General features: G+C 64.7%; 15 protein-coding genes. 8 read left to right on the top strand and 7 right to left on the bottom strand.

Translation table 11 applies throughout. The features are described from left to right. The first annotated feature begins 68 nt into the window (after nt 1–68). From LSQ66_RS07490 to LSQ66_RS07480, 3 genes are read left to right on the top strand one after another with little or no spacing between them, the layout of a single operon-like run. Entirely contained in the window at nt 69–719 is a 651-nt protein-coding gene (locus LSQ66_RS07490; RefSeq protein ID WP_231769164.1) for an HD domain-containing protein, read from the top strand. After that, nucleotides 701–2602 (top strand): DUF3857 domain-containing transglutaminase family protein, encoded by a 1902-nt coding sequence (locus LSQ66_RS07485; protein ID WP_231769163.1) that lies wholly within the window; start codon nt 701–703, stop codon nt 2600–2602. Before LSQ66_RS07490 ends, LSQ66_RS07485 begins: the two co-directional genes overlap by 19 nt. Next, complete coding sequence (locus tag LSQ66_RS07480; RefSeq protein WP_231769162.1) at nt 2599–3852, top strand: MFS transporter; 1254 nt, start codon at nt 2599–2601, stop codon at nt 3850–3852. Before LSQ66_RS07485 ends, LSQ66_RS07480 begins: the two co-directional genes overlap by 4 nt. Before the next feature lie 128 nt (nt 3853–3980). Here LSQ66_RS07480 and LSQ66_RS07475 read toward each other — a convergent pair whose 3' ends face one another. After that, nucleotides 3981–5873: a CocE/NonD family hydrolase gene (locus LSQ66_RS07475; RefSeq protein WP_231769161.1), complete on the bottom strand. Its 1893-nt coding sequence runs from the start codon at nt 5871–5873 to the stop codon at nt 3981–3983. A gap of 156 nt (nt 5874–6029) precedes the next feature. Between LSQ66_RS07475 and LSQ66_RS07470 the strand changes: the two genes are divergently transcribed. The 3 genes from LSQ66_RS07470 to LSQ66_RS07460 all read left to right on the top strand — a co-directional run bounded on the left by LSQ66_RS07470 (nt 6030) and on the right by LSQ66_RS07460 (nt 7961). Then, on the top strand, nt 6030–6476 hold the full coding sequence (locus LSQ66_RS07470) for a hypothetical protein (RefSeq protein WP_231769160.1): 447 nt from the start codon (nt 6030–6032) through the stop codon (nt 6474–6476). A 143-nt stretch (nt 6477–6619) separates the two neighbouring features. Further along, nucleotides 6620–7639, top strand: a complete 1020-nt coding sequence (gene trpS, locus LSQ66_RS07465; protein WP_231769159.1) for a tryptophan--tRNA ligase — start codon at nt 6620–6622, stop codon at nt 7637–7639. 1 nt (nt 7640) lies between these two features. After that, nucleotides 7641–7961, top strand: a complete 321-nt coding sequence (locus LSQ66_RS07460; RefSeq protein WP_231769158.1) for a DUF1294 domain-containing protein — start codon at nt 7641–7643, stop codon at nt 7959–7961. Here LSQ66_RS07460 and LSQ66_RS07455 read toward each other — a convergent pair. Further along, nucleotides 7908–9248, bottom strand: coding sequence for an erythromycin esterase family protein (locus tag LSQ66_RS07455; protein ID WP_231769157.1), 1341 nt, complete (start codon nt 9246–9248; stop codon nt 7908–7910). The genes LSQ66_RS07460 and LSQ66_RS07455 overlap by 54 nt on opposite strands. An 88-nt stretch (nt 9249–9336) precedes the next feature. Between LSQ66_RS07455 and LSQ66_RS07450 the strand changes: the two genes are divergently transcribed. Beyond that, a complete protein-coding gene (locus LSQ66_RS07450) occupies nt 9337–10290 on the top strand; it encodes a DMT family transporter (protein ID WP_231769156.1) in 954 nt (317 codons plus the stop codon). Here LSQ66_RS07450 and LSQ66_RS07445 read toward each other — a convergent pair. The 3 genes from LSQ66_RS07445 to LSQ66_RS07435 form a co-directional block, all read right to left on the bottom strand. Beyond that, nucleotides 10277–10906, bottom strand: a complete 630-nt coding sequence (locus tag LSQ66_RS07445; protein WP_231769155.1) for an FMN-binding negative transcriptional regulator — start codon at nt 10904–10906, stop codon at nt 10277–10279. The two genes, LSQ66_RS07450 and LSQ66_RS07445, sit on opposite strands and share 14 nt — an antisense overlap. An 87-nt stretch (nt 10907–10993) precedes the next feature. Next, nucleotides 10994–11608, bottom strand: coding sequence for an LON peptidase substrate-binding domain-containing protein (locus LSQ66_RS07440; protein ID WP_231769154.1), 615 nt, complete (start codon nt 11606–11608; stop codon nt 10994–10996). 43 nt (nt 11609–11651) lie between these two features. After that, nucleotides 11652–12941 (bottom strand): metal-dependent hydrolase family protein, encoded by a 1290-nt coding sequence (locus tag LSQ66_RS07435; RefSeq protein ID WP_231769153.1) that lies wholly within the window; start codon nt 12939–12941, stop codon nt 11652–11654. 111 nt (nt 12942–13052) lie between these two features. Between LSQ66_RS07435 and LSQ66_RS07430 the strand changes: the two genes are divergently transcribed. Then, complete coding sequence (locus tag LSQ66_RS07430; protein WP_231769152.1) at nt 13053–13430, top strand: VOC family protein; 378 nt, start codon at nt 13053–13055, stop codon at nt 13428–13430. Nucleotides 13431–13460: 30 nt separating this feature from the next. Here LSQ66_RS07430 and LSQ66_RS07425 read toward each other — a convergent pair whose 3' ends face one another. After that, nucleotides 13461–13754 (bottom strand): H-NS histone family protein, encoded by a 294-nt coding sequence (locus LSQ66_RS07425; protein WP_231769151.1) that lies wholly within the window; start codon nt 13752–13754, stop codon nt 13461–13463. Between the two features lie 134 nt (nt 13755–13888). Beyond that, complete coding sequence (locus LSQ66_RS07420) at nt 13889–16159, bottom strand: GAF domain-containing protein (RefSeq protein ID WP_231769150.1); 2271 nt, start codon at nt 16157–16159, stop codon at nt 13889–13891. Nucleotide 16160: the final 1 nt, after the last annotated feature.

Genomic DNA, 16160 nt, shown 5'->3' with positions numbered 1-16160 from the left:
TATTGCACCAAGATAATTTGAGCAGACCCGGCATTCATGCCACAATGCCTGAGAAACCAAGGAAAACCATGAACGACACGCTTGCCTACTGGCAGCCGCGTCTGCTTGCGCTGGCCAGTGCGGCCGCGGGGGACGACGGCGCGCACGATACCAGCCACCTGCACCGCGTATGGCGCAATGCCCAGGCCTTGCTGGAGCAGCATCCCGAAGCGGATGCGCTGGTGGTGCTGGCGGCCTGCTATCTCCACGACCTGGTGAACCTGCCGAAGAACCATCCGGAACGCCATCTCGCCTCGCGCCAGGCGGCCCGGCTTGCGCATACCCAGCTCCTGGCCCAGGGTTTTCCCGCCCCGCTGCTGGCAGGCGTGGGCCATGCCATCGAGACCCACAGCTTCTCCGCCGCCTTGAAGCCAGAGACCATTGAAGCGAAGATCGTGCAGGATGCCGACCGCCTGGATGCGCTGGGCGCCGTCGGCCTGGCCCGCATGTTCTATACCGCGGGCCGCATGGGCTGCGCCCTCGCCCATCCGGACGATCCCCTCGGCACGGGCCGTGCGCTGGACGACAAGGCCTATTCGCTCGATCACATCGCCGTCAAGCTGGCGACGCTGCCCGGAACCATGCAGACAGCGGCCGGGCGGCGCCTGGGCGAGGAGCGGCTGAAGGCGCTGAATGCCTTCCGCGACAGCTTCGTGGCCGAATGGTCGGGCGCCGCGTGATGCGCCGCCTCTTCGCCCTTCTCCTGCTCGCGGCCCTGGCGCCCGCTGCGCTGGCGACGGGCGAAGGCTACGTGCGCGCCCTGCGCGAACGCACCGAGATCAAACTGAACGCCGACAGCACCTACGAAGAGACGGTGGACTACCTGTGGCGGGCCGTGGATGCATCCGGCGCCTCCGCGCTCGGCCAGCAATACCTGCATTACAGCGCGGGACGGCAGACCTTCGAACTGCTGGAGGCGGAAACCATTCCGGCCAACGGCGTGCCGGTGAAGGTGGCGCCTTCCGACATCAAGACCCAGGACGGCATGCTGGGTGGGATCTCCTTCCCGGAAAAGAAACTGGTGCAGATCACTTTCCCCAAGCTGGCGGCGGGCGACGCCATCCACGTCCGCTACCGCATCGTGCACCACGTGCTGGACCTGCCGGGAGGGATGTCGCACCAGAGCTTCATGCGGGGCGACGTGATCCGCGACGACAGCCAGATCGTGGTGCGCTATCCCGCCAGCCTCGCGCTGAAGGTGGCGATGAAGGACCTGCACCTCGCCGAAGACAGCAGCGCGGACGGCCTGCGCACCATGCGCTGGACCTACCGCAGCAAGGACACAGTCACCCCCGAAGCGAATGTGGCCAACAGCTGGCAGCGCACGCCCCACCTCATGCTCTCCACCTTCGCGGACTGGAAGGCCATTGCGGACGGCTACCAGAAGAACGCGGAAAGCAAGGCCGCTGTGACGCCTGAAATCCGCGCCCTGGCGGACGAAGTGGCCGCTGGCACGAAGGACGAGCGCGAAACGGCGCGCCGCCTCTACGACTGGGTGCGCGACAATATCCGCTACGTGGCGAGCTATGTCGGCGACGGCGGCTGGGTGCCGAACGACGCCATCGTGGTGCTGCAGCGGCGCTACGGCGACTGCAAGGACCACGCGGCCCTGCTGGAAGCCATGCTGGCGGCGCGCGGCATAGCCGCCTCCCCCGTGCTGCTGATGGCCGACCGCGAGAACTACAAGCTGCCCGAGATACCCGTGATGTGGTTCAACCACGCCATCACCTACATTCCTTCGCTGGGGCTCTACCTCGACTCCACCGACACGCCCACGCCATTCGGCCTGTTGCCCGAGAACGACGCGGGCAAGCCGGTGCTGGTCACGCGCCGCTTCAGCGCCGTGCAGCATACGCCCCTGCCCTCGCCCGACAGCATGCGGGTCGAGCGCAAGGTCTGGCTCAAAGTGGCGCTGGACGGATCGGCCCAGCGCACCACGGAGATCACGGGCTTCGGCCAGAGCGCGGTGGCGGTGCGGCAGTTCGTCAACAGCATTGGCCCCGGCGGCGAGGCGGACTGGGTCAAGCGCACCATGGCGGGCGGCGGCTACGAAGGCGATGGCGACCTGCAGCTGCTGCCGGCGGCGCGGCCGGATGCGCTGGCCATCCGCTACGTCGAACGTATCCGCAACTACGTCAGCCAGCCGGAGGCAGGCGTGCTATCCTTCGTGCCCGGCATGGGCGGTCCGGTGCCGCTGAATGCCATCGTGTCGCGCTTCACGGAACCGGTGCGGCTCAACGACACGCTGTGCGAGCCCTTCACGGTGGACGACGAGATGGAAATCGAGCTGCCCGCCGCCATGCACGTGCTGTATGTGCCGAAGAACCTCAGCATCCGGCAGGAAGGCATCTCCTTCGACGCGCACTATGCGCGCGACGGCATGCGCTACCGCCTGACGCGCCGCGTGCGGTCCGACAATCCGCGCGCCTGGTGCTCGCCGCAGGAATACCTGGCGCTGCGGCCGGCCATGAACCGCATCAGCAAAGCCATGAACGGGCGGCTGGTGTTTGTATTGAACGAAACCGAAATGGCGGGGCTGCCCGTCAGAACCACGACTCCATGAGCGATTCCAGCATCGAAAGCACCCCGGTTACCGCCACGGCGGCGCCTCCCACGGGCAACCTGAAATTCATCCTCGTCTGCATCTTCATCGACATGCTCGGCATCGGCCTTATTGTGCCGGTGCTGCCGCTGCTGGTGGGCGAGTTCGTCGCCGCGCGCGACCAGCAGACCATGTGGTACGGCATCCTGGGCGCCACCTTCGGCCTGATGCAGTTCATCTTCATGCCCATGCTGGGCGCCATCAGCGACCGCGTGGGGCGCCGCCCCGTGCTGCTGTACTCCATGGCGGGCATGAGCCTCAACTTCCTGGCCACGGCGTGGGCGCCCAATCTTGCCTGCCTGTTCATCGGACGCCTGATCGGCGGCGCCTCCTCGGCCAGCATGTCCGTGGCCTCGGCCTATGCGTCGGACATCTCCACCCACGAAAACCGTGCCAAGAGCTTCGGCAAGATCGGCGCGGCCTTCGGCCTGGGCTTCATCGCCGGGCCGATGCTGGGCGGCCTGCTGGGCGGCGTCAACCTGCACCTGCCCTTCTACGCGGCGGCGGCGCTGTCGGCGGCCAACTGCATCTACGGCTACTTCTTCGTGCCCGAATCCCTGCCCCAGGCGCAGCGCGGCAGCTTCAAGCTCACGCGGGTCAATCCGCTGGCGGGGCTGATCCGCCTGTCGCGGCGCAAGGACATCCGCGGCCTCGTGATCGTGTTCGCCCTGTTCAGCTGCGCGCAGCTCATGCTGCACAGCACCTGGGTGCTCTATACCCACTTCCGCTTCGACTGGACGCCGGCGCAGAACGGCCTGGCCATGTTCTGCGTGGGCGTGGCGTCGGTGGTGGTGCAGGCCGGGCTGCTGGGCAAGTTCATCAAATGGTTTGGCGAGGTGCGCCTGTCCCTGCTGGGGCTGGCCTCCGGCTGCATCACCTACCTGCTGTACGGTCTGGCGACGCAGGGGTGGATGATGTACGTGCTCATCCTTTGCAACCTGCTGGCGTTCGCGGCGGGGCCGGCGCTGCAGGGCATCATTTCAAAATCCACGCCACCGACCGAGCAGGGCGAGCTGATGGGCTCCTTGCAATCGATCAGCAGCGTGGGCATCATCTTCATGCCGCTGGTAGGCGGTTTCCTGCTGGGCGAGGTCAGCCATTTGCCGCCAAACGACTGGCGCATCGGCGCCACCTTCTTTGTCTCGGCCGCGATGCAAGCCGTAGCCATCATCGTCGCCCGCCGCTACTTCAAGAGCCACCACCTCCATTAAGCGCTGAGCCCGTGTCCAAATCTGGTGCCAGGGAAGATTTTTGGACACGAGCTCGTCTGTAGCTCTATAGAGCTGAGCTCGTGTCCACTTTTCTTCCCTGGCACCAGAAGTGGACACGAGCTGGACAGTTAGCGGTTGGGGACGATGGGGAGCTCGATGGAGCTGCTGTGGTAGATGCGCTGGGTGGCTTTCTTGTAGTCGCCCGGCTTGGCGTAGAAGATGTTGGGGACGTAGCTCTGCGGGTTGCGGTCATAGAGCGGGAACCAGCTCGATTGGATCTGGATCATCAGGCGGTGCCCTTTCCGGATCACGTGGTTCACATTCGGTAGCGCAAAGCTGTATTTTTCCACCTTGCCGGACACCACGGGTTCCGGCTTCTCCAGGCTGTTGCGGTAGCGGCCGCGGAAGATGTCCATCGCCAGCGGCAGCTGGTAGCCGCCCATCTCTGGCTGGCCCGGCACTTCGTCCGGATAGACGTCGATCACTTTCACCACCCAGTCCGCATCGCCGCCCGTCGTGGAGGCGAAGAGCTTCACTTGCGGCGCGCCGGATAGCGTCAGCGGCGCTTTCAGCGGCTCGCTCACGTAACTCAGCACATCGGGGCGGTCGGCGACGAAACGCTGGTCGCTCACCAGCCAGGGACGCCACACTTCCGGATCGCCCATGCGCACGGGACGCGGCACGAAAGGCACCGGCTTGGCCGGGTCGGAGACATATTCGTCGTAGCCGCTTCCCTGCGGCGCGTTGAAATCGAGCTTGAAGCCGTCTTTCAGGTACACAGCTTTCGACACCGAGGGGCAGCCGGACGCGCAGGCCAGCGGCCATTGCGCCAGGTGCTGCCAGCGGTTGCTGCCGGACTGGTAGAAGAGCACGGGCGGCGTATCGGCGACGGGCGCACCGTCCTTCAGGTACTGGTTGAGGAAGGGCTGCATCACGTCGCGCCGGAACTGTAGCGCGGTATCGCCTTCGAACTTGAGCGCACCCAAACCGTAGCCATCGTAATTGACGCCGCTGTGCCGCCACGGGCCCACGACGAGGTAATTGAGCTTGTTGTCCTTGTCCATCGGCTCCAGCGCAGCGTAGTAGGCGTAGGCGCCGTAGATGTCTTCCTGGTCCCACTGGCCCACCACGGTCATGGTGGGGACAGTGGGCTTGCGCTTCGCGAGCAGGCGGTCCAGCGCCTGTTCCTGCCAATAGCTGTCGTAAGCGGGATGCTCAAACAGCTTCTTCGTGAAATTCAGTTTGTCGAGGCCGAAAACCTTGGCGTAGCTGGCAGTGGAGCCCGCGCGCAACACGCCTTCGTAGTCGTCGTAGACGCCGGTGGGAATGGCTTCGCCGCGGCCGCGCGCGGTGTTCTGGCTGGCGATGTAGGTGAGCGTGTTGACGCGGAAGGCGCCGTTGTGGAACCAGTCGTCGCCGCGCCAGCCGTCCACCATGGGGCTCATGGGCACCGCGACCTTGAGCGCGGGGTGCGGGTCGGCCAGCGCCATCAGCACAGTGAAGCCTTCGTACGAGGAGCCCAGCATGCCGACCTTGCCGTTCGATTCGGGCACGTTCTTCACCAGCCAGTCGATGGTGTCCCAGGCGTCGGTCGCATGGTCCGTCTTGGTGCCGTTCAGGGGGCCGCGCAGGGGACGCGTCATGACGTAGTCGCCTTCCGAGCCGTATTTGCCGCGCACGTCCTGGAATACTCGGATATAGCCTTCGTTGACGAAGGTTTCGTCCCCTTGCGGCAGCGTGGCCAGCATGCTCGGGCTGACGGCGCGCCTGGCGCGGCCGGCGGCGTTGTAGGGGGTGCGGGTCAGCAGCATGGGCGCCTTACTGGCGCCTTTGGGTATCACGATGACGGTGTAGAGCTTGACGCCGTCGCGCATGGGGACCATGACGACACGCTTGTCGTAGTCCGCATCGGGGAAGCTGAAGTCGAAACGCTCGGAACCGATATCCGGCGCCATGGGCGGGGTCTGGGCAAGAACGGTGCTGCTGATCAGGCAAGTCAATAAGGCAAGGCGCAAACGCATGAGAGGGTCTCCTGTTCGGGCAATCCTCCCAGTCTACATCAAGTATCCAAAGAGCAACGAAACAATTCCTTACAAGCTAAGCGCGTGCGCGCACATTCCTTACACAGGCTGAGCGACATAATCACAGCACACACATCAGAACAAGGAGTACACATCATGAAAAAACTGTTGATCGCGGCAATGATTGCTGGCTCGATGGGTTCGATTGCCGTGCCGATGACGGCAAGCGCGGACGTCATTGTGGTGCGTACGGCGCCGCCTGCTCCCCGCCATGAATCCATCCCACCTGCACGCCGGGGCTATGTCTGGACCCCGGGCTACTGGAACTGGAACGGCCACCGTTACGTGTGGGTGAAAGGGAAATATGTGCGCGCCCGCGCCGGTTATAACTGGAGCGAGCCGGTGTGGATGGAGCGCGATGGCCGCTGGGAATTCCAGCGCGGCGAATGGCGCCGGGGCGACCGCGACCATGACGGCATTCCTAACCGCTATGACCGCGACCGCGATAACGACGGTGTTCCGAACCGTTACGACCGCGACCGCGACAACGATGGCGTACCGAACCGCTACGATGACCGGCCGAACAATCCGAACCGCCACTAAGGCGTGAAGGACCTGTCCCCGCCTGGGGGCAGGTCCAGGGAACTTGACATCCCGGCCTTAAACTGCAACCATACCGCCGCCTCTTTGGTGGCGTTTTTGTCATTACGTCTACTGGTAAAGGGGCCGCACACAGGAATTTCCGAATGAGCCAGTCCCCTTCCGCCGCACCAGCCGTCATCCTGACTGGCGACCGTCCCACCGGCCCGCTGCACCTTGGCCACTACGTGGGCAGCCTGCGCAACCGCGTCGCCTACCAGCACGAATACAAGCAGTTCATCATGCTGGCCGACTCGCAGGCCCTGACCGACAACATGGACGACACCGAAAAGGTGCACCGCAACGTGGTGGAGGTGGCGCTGGACTACCTGGCCGTGGGCATCGACCCGGCCAAATCCACCATTCTGATCCAGTCCCAGATTCCGGAACTGGCCGAGCTGACCTTCTATTACCTGAACATGGTCACCGTGGCCCGCCTGGAGCGCAATCCCACCGTGAAGGCGGAGATCCAGCTGCGCGGCTTCGAGCGCGATATCCCGGCCGGCTTCCTCACCTATCCCGCATCGCAGGCTGCCGATATCTCGGCCTTCAAGGCTTCCATCGTGCCGGTGGGTGAAGACCAGATCCCGATGATCGAGCAGACTAACGAGATCGTGCGCCGCTTCAACCGCATCGCCAACCGCGACATTCTTGTGGAGTGCCGCGCCCTGGTGCCGGAAATCGGCCGCCTGCCGGGCACGGACGGCAAGGCGAAGATGAGCAAATCCCTGGGCAACACGATCAACCTGGGCGCTTCCGCCGACGAGATCACGGCCGCCGTGAAGAAGGTCTATACCGATCCTCTGCACCTGCGCGTGCAGGATCCCGGCCACCTTGAAGGCAATGTGGCTTTCATCTATCTGGATGCCTTCGACACCGACAAGGCCTCGCTGGAGGAGATGAAGGCGCACTACGTGCGCGGCGGCCTTGGCGACACGGTGGTGAAAAAACGCCTGGAAGGCGTGCTGCAGGAGATGCTGGCGCCGATCCGCGCGCGCCGCGAGGAATACGCCAAGGACAAGGGCTATGTGATGCAGCTGCTGAAAGATGGCACCGCGCGCGCCCGCGAAGTGGCGGCGCGCACGGCGGACGAGGTAAAGGCCGCACTGGGCCTGAGCTACTTCTGACATGACGCCGGCCGCCCTGCTGGCAGGCGTCTACGGGCTGGCAAGCGTGATCTGTTTCTTCGCCTATGCGATCGATAAATCCGCCGCCCGTAAAGGGCGGCGCCGTACGCCGGAGCGCACTCTCCTGCTGATCGGGCTGGCCTGCGGCTGGCCCGGCGGTTTTCTGGCGCAGCAGTGGCTGCGCCACAAGTCTTCCAAACCCTCCTTCCTCATCAAGTTCTGGCTTACGGCGGCCTGCAATATTGCACTGCTGGCCGCCCTCCTCCATTCACAGTCCGCTGGGGTAGGTCTCGGGCGCTTCCTCGTGGCGCCACAAGGCTGAACGTTCCAGCGGGCGCAGGGCCGTGCTGGTATCCACGTGGATCAGCGCATCGAACTGGCGCGCCACGTCGGCGTAGAAGTAGTGGCTCATGCGCTCCGTGTCGGGCCGGTAGATCACGCCGATGGCGCGTTCCAGATAGCGGTCGCCCAGCCCCGCGAGCACGCTGTTCCTGCCCCGTATCGGCAGCAGGAACTGGCGGATGCCCGTTTCGTGCAGCAGGCGTTCGATGCTGCCCTGGCGCGACGGCACCACGCGCTTCAGTTCCGCCGGTCCGTCCCATTCGCTGGCAGCGGTGACCGTGCCCGTGTGCGTGGTAAAGCCAAGCAGGAAGCAGTCTTCCGGCCGGTAGCGCTCGCGCACCAGCTGCCCAAGGTTCAACTGGCCGTGCCGCCCCATTTCGGTGGCGCGGCAGTCGCCAAGATGGGAGTTGTGCGCCCACACCACCACCTTGGCGGGATGCGCCCTGTGCTGGCCGATATGTTCGCGCAGGGCCTGCAGGGTCTCGGCCATATGGGAATCGCGCACGTTCCAGGACTCGTCCCGGCTCTGGAACATGGAGCGGTAGTAGGTTTCGGCATTGCGCGCGACGCGGGCGTTCTGCTCCGCGTAGAACAGCTCGTCCGGCACCACGCCGCCCTTCTCCTCCATGTGCAGCACGGCCTGGCGCGACAGGTCCATGAGCTGGCGCACCAGCTCCGCTTCGCAGTCCTCCTTCATGCCGAAGGTGGTGGCGTAGCCGTAGCGCTGCGGGTCTTCCGCCATGTGGTCGATGCAGCCGTAACGCTCCCGCGCCAGCTGGGCGGCCTCGGGGTCGTTCTCGTCCAGATAGGCCACCACGGCGTGCATGGATTGCTGCAGGCTGTAGAGGTCCAGCCCGTAAAAGCCGACGCGCCGCGTGGAACTGGCCACGTGCGCGTTGTGTACCCGCAGCCAGTTCACCAGCTCCACAACTTCGTGGTTGCGCCACATCCACTGGGGAAAGCGCTTGAAGCCGGACAGCGCCATCTCCGCAGTCATGTCGTCGCCGCCGTGCTGCACGTAGCGGCTGACGCGCAAGGCGTCGGGCCAATCCGCTTCCACGGCAATGGCGTCGAAACCTTTTTCCACGATGAGGCGTTTGCTGATGTCGGCCCTGAACTGGTAGAACTCGCGCGTGCCGTGCGTGGCCTCGCCCAGCAGCACAATGGATGCATCGCCGATGCAGTCCAGCAGGGCGTCGAAGTCCTCGCCCGGCCCGAGCGGCCGGGCTTCGCGCCGCAGCGCGTCGATGATGGCTTGATCTGCCATGGCAGCCTCCCGCTTCTTGAATCGATATGGCACACATTAGCGCAAGGTGTGCGACACTGTCGCAGCTTTAACGAAAGGAAAGTACGAGATGTGGAAGGGAGTGTTGTGCGGCCTGCTGGCGGGCGCGATGTGGGGCACGGTATTTATCGCGCCTGAACTGCTGGCGGCGTTCTCGCCTCTTGAATTGGCGGTCGGGCGCTATATTGCATACGGCTGCATTGCCCTGGTCCTGATGGCGCCGCGCCTCGGCGGCCTGTTGGCGCGGCTGGAACGCAGCGACTATGCGGCCATGCTGCGCCATGCGCTGGCCGGGAATATCATCTATTACATGCTGCTGGCCGTGGGCGTGAAGCTGGCGGGGGTGGCGCCGACTTCTCTCATCATCGGCGTGCTGCCCATCGTCGTGACGCTGTTGGGACACAAGGACCACGGCTCCGTACCCCTGAGCCGCCTCGCGCTGCCGCTGCTGGTGGTGGGCGCGGGCATCGCCTGCATCAATATCGACACCTTCATGCACGCAGCGGACAGCGGACGCGCGCTTGGCACCACCCTGACGGGCGTGCTGTGCGCCACCGGGGCCCTGTTGTGCTGGAGCTGGTACGCAGTGGACAATGCGCGCTACCTGAAGCGCAATCCCCATTTCACCAGCGCCGAGTGGTCGGCCCTGTACGGACTCTCGACGGGTGTGCTCTCGCTGCTGATCGGCGGCCTGGCCTTCGCTGTGTGGCACGGCGATGTGACGGGCGCCGCGGGCGCCGCCAGCGGCAGGGACTGGGGCCTGTTCTGGACCTGCAATGCCCTGCTCGCGCTGGGCGCCTCGGTGATCGGCAACCAGCTGTGGAATATCGCCAGCCGCAGCGTGCCCGTTACGCTGTCCGGCCAGCTGATCCTCTTCGAGACCCTGTTTGCCCTGCTCTACGGCTTCCTCTACCGCCAGGCCTGGCCACGGCCGCTGGAGATCGCGGCCATTGTGCTGCTGGTGGCGGGCGTGGCCTGGTCGGTGCGCGTGCACGCGCTGGAGGACGAGCTCACTCCGGCTTGAAGCGCTCCGTCACCAGCGCCGCCATGCCGGGAGCGCGGCCCTGCAGGCCTTGCGCCACGGTGCGCTGGTCCGGTGCCGGGCGGTTCTGGCTCACCTTCCATTTGCCGGTGATCTCGGCAATCTCCACTTCGATGCCCACAATGGCTTTGGAGAGCGTGTCGATGAAGCCCGGCGGCGCGTCCGCTGTGGACCAGGGTGCGGGGAGCTCGCGTTCGTGCAAGGCCGTGAGATCGTCCAGCAGGCGGCGCAGCCAGGCGGAATCGCTTTGCACCGTGGCCTGGCCGCGCACCTGCACCGCTGCGTAATTCCAGGTGGGCACCACCTTGTGGTCCACCTGTTTCGCGGCGTACCAGTTCGGGCTTACATAGGCTTCCGGCCCCGTGAACTGGACGAGGAAGTCAGCGCCCTGCTCCAGTTCCTGCCACACGGGATTGGCCCGCGCCACGTGAGCCCGCAGCACGCCCTGCCCGCCCTCATCCCCATACAGCAGAAAGGGCACGAGATCGGCCGAAAGCCCTGAACGGCCGTGCACGATCAGCGTCCCGAGCGGAAAGGCCTGGATCAGGCCGTGCTTGACCTCCAGGCGGTCTTCGGCGAAGGCGGGCGGCAGGTACATGGGAACACTCCGGCAGGTGAAAATGCCAGTGTAGCGCCAGCACGGGCGCGGAAACAGAACCAGGCGGTTCGAAGGAAATGGAGCCAGCTAGCTGAGAAGCCCGGCTTCCGACAGCAGGTCCTGCACCAGTTCCAGGCGCAGCACGGGGTTGTCCTGGGCCAGGAGCAGCTGCTTCTGCGGCGTGGCAATGTGCAGCAGTTCGCACCAGCGGTTGGCCACCCAGCCGCTTTCGTCCAGCCGGTACGGAGCCTGCATGGGCATCTTCTCCACGCTCACGTGGCGGTGCTGGAGGGCGCAAATGACGGAGCCGAGGGCATTGGCCACGTCCTGCTGTTCGCCGGGAACCGGCACGGCCATGTCGTCGTCCACGCGCTCGACTTCCCCCATCCACAGGCCGTTGCGGCCCTGCTCCGCCGAGAGCAGGCGGAAACGGTGGGTGCCGAGGCACTGGATCTGCATCAGGCCCGGCATCGGCGCGCTCCACTCCACAATGCGCGCCAGCGTGCCCACGGCGCCCAGCGCCTCGTGCTGGCCGGGCTTGCGCACTTCTTCGCCTTCCAGCAGGGGCACCACGCCGAATTCCTCGGAATGGGCGATGCACTTCCTTACCATGTCCAGGTAGCGCACCTCGAAGATCTGCAGTGGCAGGCGCCCGTCCGGGAACAGGACGGTATTGAGCGGGAAAAGTGGAATGGCGGCCATGATGAAGGCTATCTTCGCACGATTCGCCGCGCGGCGCCGCCACTCAGGGCTGGCGGTATACGACGCCGTCCTTCATCACGAAGCTCACCTTGCGCAGGGCGGCGATATCGGTGGTGGGGTCACCCTCCACCGCCACCAGGTCCGCCAGGAAGCCGGGCTTCACCTGGCCCAGCGCTGCAGCGCGGTCCAGCACTGCCGCGTTCACGACCGTGGCCGCGCGCAGCGCCTCGGTGGGGCTCATGCCGAGTTTGACCATCCATTCCGCCTCGCGGGCGCTCTCGCCATGGGTGAAGACGCCCACATCGCTGCCCAGGCCAATCTGCACCCCTGCCTTGCGGGCCAGCTGGAAGGCGCGGGCCGCCGCCTGCATGGAAGGCGTGGGCGCACCGCCGCGCACATGCTTCTGGAAGTATTCGCTGGTGGCCTCGGGCGCCGCCAGCGTGGGGAAGAAGGCGACTTTGCGCTCGGCCATCAGGCGGAACGTGGCTTCGCTGCCGCCGTAGCCATGCTCGATGGTGTCCGCCCCCGCAAGAATGGAGCGGCGCATGCCTTCGTCGGTGCTGGCGTGGGAGGCTACGCGCCGCCCGGATTCATGGGCGGCGCGCACCAGGGCGTTGAGCTCTTCCTGGGTAAAGGTGGCGTGCGAGGCGCCGTCCGGGCCGGTGCGGTAATCGGCATAGACCTTGATCCAGTCGGCGCCGCGGAAGGACTGTTCGCGTACCGCCTTCACCACTTCATCCGCGCCCGTGGCCTCCTGGGCGCCACCCGGCAGGTCCATGTCCAGCCGGTAGTTGCGCACGTTGGGACCGTAGCTGCTGCTGGCCACAATGGCGCGGGTGGCGACGAACAGCCGCGGGCCCTCGGCAATGCCCTCGTCGATGGCGCGCTTGATCGCCACATCGGCATAGTTGGCGCCTTCGGTGCCGAGGTCGCGCAGCGTGGTGAAGCCGGATTGCAGCTGGGCGCGCGCATGGCGCGCGGCGCGCAGCACACGGTATTCGATGGGCTCCTTGAGCACCTGGTCGTCCCAGCTGGTTTCGTTGTAAGGGTGAAGCAGCACGTGGGAGTGCAGGTCCATGAGGCCGGGAATCAGGGTGCGGCCCGGCAGTTCGATACGCTGGGCGCCGGCCGGCGCGGAGACCTCGGCAGCCGGTCCGGCGGCCAGGATCTTCCCGCCCGCCACCAGCACCAGCCAGCCAGTATGCGGCCTGCCCTCGCCCGTCCAGACCCGCTCGGGGGCGAGCAGCACGGGGGCGCCGGACGGCGCCGCCACGGCAGCGCTCATCGTCACAGCGGCGGCAAAGGCCAGCACGGCACGGGTCCATGGACGCATCCTGATCTCCTTCATGATTGGTAACACGGCATGATACGAAGCAAAGCGGCGCTGCCGCAAGAGAATCGTTGCTAGGTTTACCCGATTCCAAAACCGAATAAGGAGCCTGCCATGCTCTCCAATAACGACGCCATTGCGACCATTGCCGTTCACGACCTGGAACGGGCGCATGCATTTTATGGCGGCACCCTTGGCTTGCAGGAAAACGGACGCGAAGGGAATGAAGTGATCACTTATCTGAGCGGGAGCTCGCAGATAAATGTGTACCGCTCGGATTATGCGGGAACGAATAAGGCCACGGCCATGAGCTGGGCCGTGGGCGACGAGATCGAAGAAATTGTCGCGGCACTGGACGCCAAGGGCGTGCCATTCGAGCATTACCAGATGCCCGGTTTGCAGCTAAAAGGCCACATTCATGCGGGCGAATCGATGAAGATCGCCTGGTTCAAGGACCCGGACGGAAATATCCTCAGTATTATCGGGGACTGATCCGTCCGGTTCGGCGCGGCGGGAGCCGGCTTATTTAATCAGGAAGTCTTCCTTGTTGCGGCCTTCCAGCCATTTCGGGGCGCGGCCGCGGCCGGTCCAGGTCTGGCCGGTCTTGTCGTCACGGTATTTCATGGGCACGGGCGCACGCGGCTTGACGGGCTTGGTGCTCTTGATGGACGGGCCGAGATCGGCCAGCGTCAGTTTATACTCGCGCATGATCTCGGCAATCTTTTCTTTTGCCTGATTGATCTCGTTCTTGCGTGCGGTTTCCGCTGCTTTCTGCAGCTCGGCGATCTTTGCCTGGTATTCCTGGTAGGTCGTCATCTCTTATCCTTTATGGTATTTAGGCCGCGTGACAATGTGTGAGAATTCAGAATCGCCAATTTACCACAAGAATCGAGCTTAATTCAAAAATTATTTCAATTGTTTTATCCTGGATTAATACCCGGCTTTCTGCTTTATTTGCTGCGCATGACGTAGGTACCATCCCAGTCTTCCGGCGGGGGATTGGCCGCAAGCTCGTCGCAGCGCTCCACGTACATGGCGGCGGCTTTATCGTTGGCATTCAGCGACAGCACGCGGGTAAACAGTTCCCAGGCTTTCAGCCATTGCCGGCTGCGGTAGGCGTCCAGCCCGTCGCGGAACAAGCCCATGGCATCTACCAGGTGGGGATAGCTGTCGGCGGTATGGAAGTCCAGCACCTCGTAGATCGACACCGGTTTGGTCTTGCCCTGCACCACCACGATGTCCAGTTCCCGCATGCGGTAGGTGCCGCGCAGCGCGCGGTAGGTGAATTCGCTGATCAGGATGCGCGCGCCGTACTGCTTGCAGGCCGATTCCAGCCGCGCCGCAAGGTTCACGCCGTCGCCGATGATCGTGTAGTCCATCCGTTTCTTGGAGCCGATATTCCCGGACACCACCTGGTCGGTATTCAGGCCGATGCCGATGTCGATGGGCGGCTTCCCCTCGCCCGCACGCTGCGCATTCCAGCTTTGCAGTGCGCGGATCATGGCGATGGCGGTGCGCACCGCGCGGTCCGCGTCGTCCTCGTGGCCGACGGGGATGCCGAAGGCGGCCATGATGGCGTCGCCGATGAACTTGTCCAGCATGCCCTCTTCGCGCTGGATGCAGTCCACCATCAGCGTGAAGTACTCGTTCAGCATGGCCACCGTGCCCTGGGCGCCCAGCTGCTCGGTGATGGTGGTGAAACTGCGGATGTCCGAGAACAGCACGGTGGCCAGCACGTTCTTCCCGCCCAGCATATCCGCGCCCTCGGTAATCATCTGGCTGGCGATGCCGGGATCCATGTAGCGCGACATGGTGGCGCGCAGGCGCTTCTCGCTGGAGATATCCTCGATCATCATCATGGAGCCGATGCTCTTCTTCTCCACCGACAGCAGCGACTGGAAGGTGACATTGGCCGAGATCTTCTCGCTGCCCACGATGAGCTCCGCATCCATGACCTGGTCGGTCTCCTCGGAGCCTTCCACCCGCTTCAGGCGGTCGAGCATCCAGGCATTGGCGCCGCTGAAGAAGTCATTGGCCTTGTGGCCCACCACGTCCTCGCTGCGGGCGCGGAAAATGCGCAGGCCCGCCGCATTGCAGGTAACGATCCTGCCGTCGCCATCCATCGTGATCACACCGTTGGACATCGACTCCAGCATGGCCTCGTTGTAGTTCTTCATCTGCTGCACGTCCGCGAACAGCTTGGCGTTTTCGAGGGCGATGGAGATCTGGGCCGTGAAGGCGCGCAGGCGCGATTCGTCCTCCGCCGTGAACGGTCCGCCGCGCTTGTTCAGCACCTGCGTCACGCCGATGGTCTTGCCATTCTTGTTGATGATGGGGACGCACAGGATGGAGCGTGTGAAATAGCCGGTGCGCTTGTCGAAGGCGGGGTTGAAGCGCAGGTCGGCGTAGGCATAGGGGATGTTGATCGCCTTGCTGCTCGTGAAAACGGCGCCCGCGATACCGGCCGTATTCGGCAGGCGGATCTGCATGGACTCCAGTCCCTGCCCCACCTGCGACCACAGCTCGCCCGTTTTCTCGTCGTTCAGGAACAGCGTGGAGCGGTCCGCATTGAGCAGGCGCGTGGCCTCGCCCATCACGCGCTGCAGCAGGGAGCCGAGTTTGATGTCCGCCGTAACTTCGGACACCACGTCGATGAACTCCATCTCCTGCTGGCGCACCTTCTTCATGCTTTCCAGGAAGCGCGCGCTCTGCAGCGCCAGCGTACCCTGGGTGGTGAGGGCCCCGAGCAGCTCCAGGTCGGCCTTGCTGAACTTGCCCTTGATCTTGTTCAGGGTCTGCGCCACGCCGATGATCTCGCCCTTCACGGTGCGGATCGGCACGCAGAGGATATTGCGGGTCACGAAGCCCGTCTGCTCGTCCACGGAGCGGTTGAAGCGCGGATCGGCATAGGCATCCGGAATCAGCAGCGATTCGCCGGTGCTGAATACATGGCCCGCGATGCCCACATGATTCAGGAAGCGGATCTCGCGCTGGATGTTGCCCTGGGCGACCCGGGAGAACAGCTCGTTGGTCTCCGCGTCGTTGAGAAAGAGCGAGCCCCGTTCCGCGCCCAGCTGCTCGGTGGTGACCTCGACGAGGGCGTTGAGAATCTCGTCCAGCGTGTCGTAGGACGCCATGCGGCGCGAGACTTCCAGCAGCAGTTCGAGCTGGCGCAGGCGGCGGTTCTGGGCGTGCGGGGCCGGTTCTGTCATGCCGTCCATG

The organism is Massilia endophytica (assembly GCF_021165955.1).
Classification (GTDB): Bacteria; Pseudomonadota; Gammaproteobacteria; order Burkholderiales; family Burkholderiaceae_D; genus Rugamonas; species Rugamonas endophytica.
This window is presented reverse-complemented; position numbering and strand designations above follow the sequence as displayed.